This window comes from Rathayibacter agropyri, from assembly GCF_013249015.1.
Taxonomy (GTDB): Bacteria; Actinomycetota; Actinomycetes; order Actinomycetales; family Microbacteriaceae; genus Rathayibacter; species Rathayibacter agropyri.
This window is the reverse complement of record NZ_JABRPL010000004.1, coordinates 173,589-183,724: the sequence shown is the minus strand read 5'-3', so window position 1 is coordinate 183,724 and position 10,136 is coordinate 173,589. Positions and strand designations below refer to the sequence as shown.

Below are 10,136 nucleotides of genomic sequence, written 5' to 3'. Positions count from 1 at the left end.
CACTCGCGACGAACTGCCCCGCCCACGACCCCGACCCGGCCGCCGGCTGCATCACCGTGACGTCATACCAGTGGCCCGCCTGGAGGCTTATGCAAAGCCGAGCGAGTAGGAAGCGGAAGAAGGTCAGCGTCGGTGGCGTGGTGGGACATACATTCTCTCGGGTGTCAGTTCTCGACCGGTCGGCGTTTCGACGATGCGTGTGCCGTGCTCGTCGATGACGATTTGTAGATCGCTTCCGACAGGTAGATCGTAGATGCCGATCAGAGCGGGCTCGATCTCGCAGGCATCATTGAAATCGGTGATGCGCCAGTTGGTCGAGTCGGCGAGGTACTCACTGCTGTCCGCCGCGCTCATGATACGCCAGCCATTGTCGACAGGTGCGTTCGACCGCTCCCGTAGCATCCACCGCACTGGAGCGCGGCCCTCCCACGCGTTCACCGTCATCAAACAAGCCCCTGCTTGAGGTATAATCTCCATACCCTGCTTCTGGCTCATGAGATCACGTCGATATCTTGCCCGGTCGCCGCAGCATACGCACGAACCTCATCACGCATGAAACCAGACTTGGTTTGCGCAAGATACTGCCCCACGCTGGCCTGACGCCGCCGATCGACATGCGCCGTCAAGTCAGGTCGAGAGTGCGCCGTGACCGCAGCAAATACGGCCCGCAAATATTCGTGGCTGGCCGAAATATCCGTGACAAGCATCGTCAGTGGAAGACCGAACCTGGGTGAGCGCAGATTAATGTCCGCCCCGCCGTCCAACAACCGTCCGATCAGCGCCGCTTCCGCTTCGGGGTCGCGAACCTGCCTGCGACCCCACAACGCGTGCAACACATTGATACGATCACCATCAGCGCTCACCAGACTGGGATCCGCGCCATCATCGAGCAGACGATTCGCGATCGCCAACCGCGCCCGAGGATCCTTATTCACCACAGCGCCGCCGAGGAGCCCATCTACGCCAGGCCTCGGGGTGAACGGCATGGTAGCGGGATCGTAGACGGCACAAAACTCCTCATATGTCCCATATTCAGCAGCATGACTCGGAGATGTCATATTGTCCTCCTCTTCTCAATTTCTATTCATCGATATGGGACCGGTTTCTGCCCGGATCTTCAACTTGATAATTCTCCGCGTTGTGATATTGATCCAAGAATTCTTTCTTCGTAATCTCATGATTGAGGTACCGGTTTCGAAGTTTGGCATATTCGGCCCGTGGGAGGTGTCCCATGTCCCAGAGGCCAGCGCGGGGTTCTCCGGGTCGCCACTTGATAAGTTTCCAGTCGCCTGACTTGTCTTTGACCCAGAGCTGATGCCGCTTGGGGCACCTCGGCGGCGCCCCCGGTTCGCCGGCCCTGATGTCGCTCACTTGTTTCTTCCGGGTTTCCCTCCACACCCTTTTGACTTGTCCGGGCGCGTAATCAGGGCGACTATTCGCGTAGGGAAGACGAACCCCGTCAGAATCATACCCGAAAGAGTTCGGTACACCACGCTTCGGCAACCGGCCAGTCGGATACTTCACCGGACCCGGAGCATTACTCCCGCCCGGCTGGTCGACACTATCCGACTTCACGGTCGACCCGTCAATGCGGTCTGCTGGTCGTATTGTCGGCTCGAATTCGTCGCTGACTGTCACCCCGCCCGCGCCGATCTGGTTCTTGAGCCAGTCCAGGGCACTGGTGGTCCTGCTCGGGTTCGTGATGATGGGTTTCGCGAAGTCAGCGAATTTGTTCGCCTCGCCCACAAGTCCGGTCGTTTTCGCGATCTTCAACGCCGCCGCCCCTGGCACAATGTTCCCAACGATCTGTCCGATCACAACCGGGTTCCCCGCGCGGACCTGGTCAACGAGCGTCGTGACCTGCTGCAACGCTTCGTTACGCACATCCTCGTCGAACATGAGGGCCTCGATCCCACGCCCCGTGTCACGCAAATTCATCTGCGCCGCACCGCTCATCACCTGCCCGACACCCGACCCGACACTCGCGACGAACTGCCCCGCCCATGACCCGGACTCGACCGCCGGCTGCATCACAGTGACGTCATACCATTGGGCCACCTGATCGCTGGCCATCCCGACCAGATTCAACCCCTCACCGGTCGACGCGATCGATGCGTCGTCAATCGCGCTGTTCACACCCCCAACGATCAGCGACCCACCCAGCCCCGCGAACGCCAACGTCGCGCCCGCGCTGAACGGCGTACCCACCACGCCCACCGCGACAATCACCACACCCTCAACGACCTGGATCCCATCCCACAACACCCCCCACAGGGCATCCTCTTTCCGTTGCCGATCCTGCTCCGCTTCAACATCCTCGACATACCCAGAGAACAAGCTGTCCCACCCATCGGACGCAGCCTGCTGATTCTCCCGACAGTAATCCAGCATCCCCCCGGTCAACTCCCCCAACGTCCGCAACGTCAGATTAAAGCTCCCCGACACGTAGGAGCGTCCCTGCCCGACAGTCAGACTCCCCAGGTTCGCGACCACCCGGTTCAACTCCGCCACAAGGTTCTTCACCTGACCGAACCCCGGATCCGTGGCCTCATACGCCGCCCACGTCTCCTGCTGAGACGTCACAATCGACCGCATCCGCTCGAAACCCTCCGCAGCGGCATCGGCCGCGCCAGCGCCCGCGCCGTCCAACGACACCAGATGCGACGCGCTCGCAGCAATCGACCGCAAGTCGGCGGCGAACCCGCGCAACTGCTCGATGCCGGTATCAAGCTGGACACGGTGCGCGTCGAACTCGTCGTTCACGAGCCGGAAGTTCCCGTCCGTGTCCACCTGGGAGTATCCGTTCCAATACACCCCGATCGCGGTCTGGAACGTCGACAGACACACCAACAGCGACTGCACGATCGGGACATGCACCTCCCGAAGATACGCACGCATCGCATCCGCACCCTGACCACTGATATTCCCCGAGGCCGCCAGACTCTGAAGCCCCTGCAGGAGCGCCTCAAGCGCCTCAACCCGATCCGCGAGACTCTTCTGCAACCCCGGAGACGACGCCTGCCACGAATCCGCAGAAAACTCCACCACACTCACTCGGACACCTCGCCGCCCTGCGCATCCTGCGCGTCCTGCACTTCGATATTCACTCCGAGCTGGTCGAACTCGTTCGTGTCCTTCTGCGCCGCGGCACCATACGACGCGATCAACGTCGACAGCTCGGAATAAATCTCCGACACAACCGTGGTGCCGGTCACGTTCAGACCGTCTCCCCGATTCCACCCATCCTTGGTCTCTGCCACACGAGACGTGAGCGCAGAGACATTCCGGGTCTCGTCATGAAACCCATCGCGAATACCTCGCGTACCGGCGTCCACCATCTGATACCTCCTTGTGCCTGTTTAGTTCAGCGCGATCGCGACGGCTTGCACGGAAAGAGCCGGATGCTCAAGCGGATTGATCGAAAAAGCGAGCGTGCGCTGTTTGCTCTTGCAATCACTGATGGCCTGCTCGATCTGCTCACCGATCTGTTCGAAGTTCGACTTCGCAGTGTCGACAGCGGCCGTGAATCGGGTGCGTCCCTGCCCCGCCCACTGCGCCCCTCCCGCATCTTTGTAGTCATCGACACGGAACGCCTCGACATTGCTGCGCACCGTGTCCAGCTGGGCGATGACCTCGTCGAGTTCCTGCACCTGCGCCAACGCCTGGTCCTCATTCATCGTCATCTCCCAGGTCCCGCACACTGGCGAACGGGTCGTCCTCTGCGGCCCTGGCAGCGGACGCTACCGGGACGGAAGCGGAGACCGATTCGTTTCGTTTCTGCTGGAATCGAGTGTGGGCATCGTTCAACATGTCGACGGCCAGTTCGTCGTCCGTGTCCCGGTACCCTTCGTGCACGGTCGTCATAATGTCGTCCTGGTTGAAATAGGCGATATTCGTGTGGATCAGGCCCTCCGGGTACAGGAACGCGCCATAGTCGAAGAACACATCCTCGACGATCGACCCTCGACTGACGATCACTAGCTTCTTCACCGAACCATTCAGAATCACCACACTTCCCAACGGCAAGAACGTGCGGCTCTCCAGGGGCCGGGAGTCAGGATGCAAATCAGTCATACTTGTCTTCCTTTACGTCGAAGCTCACTAAATGGGTCTGCGGCATTTTTCGCTCTATTGGGTGGCGCTCCCGCGCCCTCGGCCGCAGCCGGTGGAGGGAGAGCGGCGGGTGTGGTGAGGTCGACGGTCAGGGCGGGCTCCGCGGCGGGAGGGGGCGAGACCTTGGGCGGGATCTTCGCCTTCTCGAGCAGATCTTCCGCGAACGCTGTGTCTTCGTCGTTGCTGTGGCCGCGGTGAATGACGTTCGTGATCTGCGTCTGTCGAATCACGATCTCGCGCACTCCGGCCGCCGCGCCTTGCGGATGGGGCACACCCTTGTAACCGGCGAGGAAGCCGTCGTCATGCTTCTGAAAGCCTCGGGCGATGATGACGTAGATGCCGTCGTCGCCTTCGATCTCGACGGCCGTCCCGAGGGGCAGCAGCTCCTGTTCCTCAGTCATGCGCCTGCTCCTGGGCCTGCGGAAGCTTGACCTTCTCGAAGGCGCTGCCGCCGCGCAACACGAAGTACGGCTCGTCGATGCTCGGCTCCGGCTCGGTCGACGTGCCCATGCCCTTCACCAGCGGGCTGTCGTAGGCGCGAGCACCGACAAAGCCGGTGAACTTCTGTTCCCGCAGAAGCTTGGGCACCGGGTCGAACGATTTGGCAAGGTAGTCGTGCCTACTGAAGATCATGAAGTCCAGCCCTGATTTGAAGGTGTTCTTCACCGCCAGCACAAAGTCGTCCGGTTTTACCCCGGTGCTGGCGATGAAGTCGGGCAGGTTCGCGATCACGAGCACCAGAGGGGCGCCCTGAACCTTCTGCTTGTTGAGGCTCAGGTACGCGACGATGCCGGCGACGATCTCGCTCGCGTCGCTCTTGCTCGTGATGTAGCTGAAGTTCGCGGGCAGCGGCGTGCGCTCGAGTGCGTCGTCGAATCGCTCGTCGAAGTCGATGACAAGGAAGTCGGTGTTCACCCTCCCGCCCTGAGTGAGCAGGGTTTGCTGGAAGAGGAGTTCCTGCTCGTCGTCCTTGGCGGCGAACAGGAAGAACGGCTGCGAGCGCGGCAAGAACCCGCGTGCCTCGGTGGTGGCCTTCGACAACGCCAACGGCACGCCGCCCTTGCTCTCGACGGTCGTGACCGTCGCGAAGCCGGCGAACGCCTCCGGCGTGAGCTCCCGCGGCACCATCGGGATCCGCGCAGGCCGTTTCCCCGTCCAGGCGGCGTCGAGGGCGGCGACCTGCGCTTCGAGCGCGGCGAGCGTCTCGGCGCTGGTCTCGCCGGGAGCCGGTTGGTAGAACTGGATCGCGGTTGGCGTCTCCACGATCACCTGTCCTCGGCCGAGTGTGTCGACCTGCAGCAGCCGTTCGCGGCCCATGAGTTGGGCGAGTTCGCTCTCGTCGTTGAGGTACAGGCTCAGCTTCGTGGAAATGTTGCTGAGCATGTTCACGCGTACTCCGCCGACCCGGCTTGCGCTCATGACCAGATAGACGCCGAGGCCGGCGCCTTCGCGGAGCACCTGCAGCAGCAGGTCGTCGATCTGCTCCTTACGCCGATCGTTCGCGGTGAGGTTGTCGTATCCGTCGAGCACGTTCACCACGACTGGGAGGCGCCGACCGGTCTTCGCGGAGTACTGCTCCAGATTCGCGACACCGGCGTCTCTGAACGACTGCTTCCGCGCCGCCAGCACGCCACCGATTCCCTCCAGCATCTTGCCGAGCTTCTCGCTTTCTTCGAGCGTGACGATATCGGCGACATGGGGGAGGCCGCGCAGCGGCAGCAAACCGTTGTTCCCGAAGTCGATGAGGTTGACCTGCACCTGCTCAGGCGTCGACGTCGTGGCGAGGCCGATCGTCAGGGTCTGCAGCACGGTCGACTTGCCGAAGCCGGGGCTGCCGAAGAGAACCGTGTGCCCAGCCTTCGCGAGGTCGAAGTCGTAGCTCTCCTGCGCCTGCCGAGACGGGATATCGAGCATGCCCAAGGGCACGCGCAGACCGGATCCTGCGGGTTCCGGAGCGGCGATGTTCTCGGCAAGGTTCGGTAGCCACGGCTTGTCCGGGAGCTCAAGCCTGGGGTCGCCGGTAAAGATGGTGGCAATGGCGTCGATGACGGCTTCGAGCTGTGAGGGCAGATCGCTGGTGTCTTTGCCCTGTTCGACCTCTTCGTCGGGGTCGTAGAACAGCTCGTACTGGCCGACCTCGTTGATCGTGTAGATCCGCTCATCCACCTGCTCGGTGACGACCGCGTCCGGGTCGTACGGCACTCCGGCGTAGCCGCTCTGGAACAGCTCGTAGACCTCGTTCTGCCCGACCTTCAGATAGCCGCGCCCCGGGTTGGTGATGTGGGCCGCATCGGTGGTCTTCAACAGCTCGTTCGAGTCCTGTTCGCTCGCCATCTTGAGCGCGATCTTCGACGTCGAGTTCGCCTCGATCTGGTCGTTGACCACACCGCTGGGCTTCTGTGTCGCAAGGATCAGGTGCACGCCAAGGCTTCTACCGATGCGGGCGACCGAGGTGAGTTCGTCGAGGAACTCCGGCACGTTCGCCTTCAGCTCCGCGAACTCATCAGACACCAGCACCAGATGCGGCAACGGCTTCGACGGGTACTTCACGTCAGGCTTCGGGGCGTGCCGGTGCTTGTACAGGCTCATGTACGCGTTAATGCTGTTCACCCCGTACACCGCGAACTCGCGCTGGCGCTTGTTCAGCTCCGCCTTGATGCTCGCCAGCGCCCGCGCCGTGCCCGCGCCATCGAGGTTGGTGATGGCGCCCATGAAGTGCGGCAGCTTGTCGAGCGTGTTAGCGATGCCACCGCCCTTCCAGTCGATGATGAGCATCCCCACGTCTTCCGGGGAAAAGTTGATCGTAAGCCCGATCAGGTACGTGGTCAGGAACTCGGACTTGCCGGATCCGGTGGTACCGCCGACCAGCGCGTGCGGACCGTGGGCGCGCTCGTGCAAATCCCAGTACACGGAGTCGGATCGGCCGCGCCACCCGATCAGCGACGCGATCGACTTGTTCGGTTCGGCCCTGTCCCACCGCTGCGCGATCTGCAGGTCCTCGACGGTCGTGACCTCGTACTGCTCCAGCAGGGTCAACGTCTCCGGCACGGCGTTCTTCTCGACCTCAAGGTGGTTCAGGTTCGACAGCTTCCGCAGTGAATGCTCAAGATTCGACGGCACGCCGTAAGGGACGAAGGGCGTCGCAACGTACACGTCAGCATTGGTGACGAGTTCGCCTTTCACGAAGTTCGGCGCCTGAATGAGAGCGGTGACCGTCTCGGGCAGGAGTTTCGCGTCTTCGCTGCACCAGATCACCGTCACCCCCAACTCGCTCATGTCCTCGGCGAGCAGTTCGTTGATGCCGTGGCCGGCGAGGTGCCGGTCGTCGCAGATCGTGAACACGTAGTGCGGCGCGAACTGGGGCTTCTGCGTGCCTGCGTCCTTGACCGCTTGCTTCCGCTTCTGCAGCAGCTGGTAAAAGCTGTTCAACACGATGTCGCGCAGTCTGTCGTTGTACACGAGCCCGCGCATGTTCAGCTCCTGCATCCTGAAATGCGGCAACAGCCGCCACGCACGCCACGTCTGCCGATACGCCTCACGGGAGATGAGGCTGACAACGTTCACGTCACGGTACGAGTGGAAGAACGCCGTCTGGAACAGCACTGCCTGCAACTGGGCCTGGACGACCTCCGGCGGGCCGACGAATCCGAGGGTCTGCCCCATCAGCCCAACCGGTGTCGGGGCGTCGCGTTGCGTCTGGAACCCCGCTGCGAGTTCTGCGACCTGCCGCGCCTCGTCGCTGGCGTCTTTGTCATTCACATCGGAGGACACCGACAGCACCGACGGGCGGTCGGAGTATCCGAGGGAGACGTGGAGGAAGTCTTTGTTGAAGCGTTGACGCTCGTAGATCCTGCGGTCGTACACCTCGACCAGGTCGATAAGTTCCCGCGGGCTTGGCTGCTGATATCGCAGTACGTCGCCCTCCTCGTCGTGTGCCTGGGTCACTGCGGCAACGGTCCTGACGAGGTAGCCGGCGTAGTCCTCCTCCTGCGTGAGCGCGGCCACTTTCGTCTCCGCTTTCTCGGTGACGTACTGCGACACCGTGAACGATGCCGTCAGCAGGGTCGCGAGCCCCATACCGAGGATCATCGCCGGGTTGCTGCCGGTGATCATCACCGTCACACCGGCTACCGCGATCATGAAGAACGGCGGCAAGACCAGCCGCATCAACCGGTTCTTCGGCTTCGAAGGCGGCTTGTCCGGCCCCTGCAGCCGGAACTCAGCCTCGCGGACCTCCACGTTCAGCTTCGGGGACCTCCGATAGTCGGGGAACCCTTCCGGGAACTCCCGCACCGCAGGCTGCACCAACGCCTTCGCGGGGTCGACCACGGCCCCCGGCCCGAAGCTGGTGAGCTTGAACTGGGCCGGACGCTTCTCCACGAGGTAGCCGGCAGTGAGCACCACCGTGCCGACAACGAGATCGCAGACCTGCCTCCCGCGGACCAGGACGCCGTTCACGAACACGAGCTGGTCGCGGGGGTCAACGATCAGCACGTCGTCATGCAGGACCAGTAACGGCGAATCCGCGACCCTGATACCGGCATTCGGGTCGTCGCCGATGACGAAGTCGCTGCGACCATCGATGATGAACGTCACCGTGCGCGCGCGGGCGGCTGGCACCACCACGCACTCCAGTGCGCCAACGCCCTGCAGCCCGGCGCTGAGCTTCTCGCCGTCGACATAGAGCAGGTCGTTGATCACACTGAACTTATGACCCTGATGCTCGACAAAGGGACGCTCCTCGGTGAGCGACAGCCTGATCGCGCGCTGATCGTCCAGTACGTACACCAGGAATAGCAGCTCGGCCGGGACGAGCCGGGAATCGAGTCCCGCGCGCTGGACACTCACCGGCTGCTCCGTGTCGGACACGCTCATTTTTTGCCTGCCGTGTCGCCGGTGCCGCCGAGCTTCGCGGTCAACTCCTCGATCGCTTTCGCGTCCTCGTCGAGAAGTTCCTGCTTCTTGCCACCAGCCATCTGGGTATCCAGCTTCGTCGCCTGATACAGATCCGTGTAAGCCAATAGAGTGAGCTGATCGTCGCCGAGGTTCTTGGCGTAATCGAGAGCCTGCTCGAATTCACCGCGACCCATCGCGATCCAATAGTTCAACGTCACATCGTCGGTCTTTTGGGAGATCGTATTCAGAATCTTCTGCTTTTGCGTCGCCGTGAGATCGTGGAGATTGACGCTCGACACCGCCAGCACATACTTTGCAGACGCAGGCAACGACGGAGCTGCGAAATCGTGCAACTCGGCCAGCGTGCCCGCATAGTCGCTCGCGAGGAACCGGGCTTGGCCGGCAACCACCGCGGCCTGCACACGGTTCTGCGACGCTGTCTGCCAGGCGAATGCGCCGGCGGCCAGCGCCGCGACGAGGCCGAGCACGCCGAGCACGCGATACCACGAGTACCGGCGCTTGGAGACGCTCACCTTGGTCGCTGCGACATCCGCCTGCTCGGCTCTCACCTGCGCATCAATGCACGAGAACAGTTCGTCTGTCGTGGTGGCGTGCGTCACCACGGTCGAGAACTTGTCCCGCAGAGCCGCCGCCCCGTCCACGAGCTGCTCGAACGTCAGCTTGGGACGGAACACCTGCAACACCATCGCCTGCAGCGAAGCGAGGAACCGTGCCTCATCGAACACCATCGGAGCGAGCATGCCCTGCAACCCGACATGCACCACCCGGAGGAGGCCACCGGACAGATACACATTGTCAGGGTGAATCAACGGCACCGCGAGACCACCCCGGTAGCGGACACAGGCCACCAGGCTCTGAGCCAAGAGCAGCCGATCCAGCCGCGTCCGCGCCCGGCCGATCGCCTCCCGGAAGCTGATCTCACCTGCCGCGAGAGCATAGTCGAGCGCGATCCCCGTATCGGTCTCGTGCATATCGACGTATCGAGCGATCACATCCAGACACGAGCCGTCAAACCCGTTCTTTTCCAGACCCACATGAAGGGCATCAGGGCTTTGATCGAGTTCGAGAGCTGTGCCCTCCACAGTAATGCGCATCACTCACTCACT

Annotated in this window: 9 protein-coding genes; all 9 read right to left on the bottom strand. The window is 62.4% G+C overall.

The features are described from left to right. Positions 1-123: 123 nt before the first annotated feature. The 9 genes from HRF29_RS11900 to essB all read right to left on the bottom strand — a co-directional run bounded on the left by HRF29_RS11900 (position 124) and on the right by essB (position 10,124). A complete protein-coding gene (locus HRF29_RS11900; RefSeq protein WP_222929646.1) occupies positions 124-495 on the bottom strand; it encodes an immunity protein Imm33 domain-containing protein in 372 nt (123 codons plus the stop codon). Continuing rightward, positions 492-986 (bottom strand): hypothetical protein, encoded by a 495-nt coding sequence (locus HRF29_RS11895; protein WP_173249038.1) that lies wholly within the window; start codon positions 984-986, stop codon positions 492-494. The genes HRF29_RS11900 and HRF29_RS11895 overlap by 4 nt, the downstream gene beginning before the upstream one ends. Positions 987-1,080: 94 nt before the next feature. Next, positions 1,081-3,054 (bottom strand): GH-E family nuclease, encoded by a 1,974-nt coding sequence (locus HRF29_RS15375; RefSeq protein WP_173249036.1) that lies wholly within the window; start codon positions 3,052-3,054, stop codon positions 1,081-1,083. Beyond that, positions 3,051-3,338 carry a hypothetical protein gene (locus tag HRF29_RS11885; protein ID WP_173249034.1) on the bottom strand — a complete coding sequence of 96 codons (288 nt, stop codon included), beginning with the start codon at positions 3,336-3,338 and terminating at the stop codon, positions 3,051-3,053. The genes HRF29_RS15375 and HRF29_RS11885 overlap by 4 nt, the downstream gene beginning before the upstream one ends. 21 nt (positions 3,339-3,359) lie before the next feature. After that, the gene (locus HRF29_RS11880) at positions 3,360-3,659 is read right to left on the bottom strand and encodes a hypothetical protein (protein ID WP_173249032.1); all 300 of its coding nucleotides are present in this window, start codon (positions 3,657-3,659) and stop codon (positions 3,360-3,362) included. Positions 3,660-3,669: 10 nt separating this feature from the next. Beyond that, positions 3,670-4,074 carry a DUF4176 domain-containing protein gene (locus HRF29_RS11875; protein WP_173249030.1) on the bottom strand — a complete coding sequence of 135 codons (405 nt, stop codon included), beginning with the start codon at positions 4,072-4,074 and terminating at the stop codon, positions 3,670-3,672. Next, complete coding sequence (locus HRF29_RS11870; protein WP_173249028.1) at positions 4,071-4,514, bottom strand: DUF4176 domain-containing protein; 444 nt, start codon at positions 4,512-4,514, stop codon at positions 4,071-4,073. Before HRF29_RS11870 ends, HRF29_RS11875 begins: the two co-directional genes overlap by 4 nt. Further along, complete coding sequence (gene essC / locus HRF29_RS11865) at positions 4,507-8,988, bottom strand: type VII secretion protein EssC (RefSeq protein ID WP_173249026.1); 4,482 nt, start codon at positions 8,986-8,988, stop codon at positions 4,507-4,509. The genes HRF29_RS11870 and essC overlap by 8 nt, the downstream gene beginning before the upstream one ends. Beyond that, positions 8,985-10,124: a type VII secretion protein EssB gene (gene essB / locus HRF29_RS11860; RefSeq protein ID WP_246226987.1), complete on the bottom strand. Its 1,140-nt coding sequence runs from the start codon at positions 10,122-10,124 to the stop codon at positions 8,985-8,987. The genes essC and essB overlap by 4 nt, the downstream gene beginning before the upstream one ends. Between the last annotated feature and the right edge of the window lie 12 nt (positions 10,125-10,136).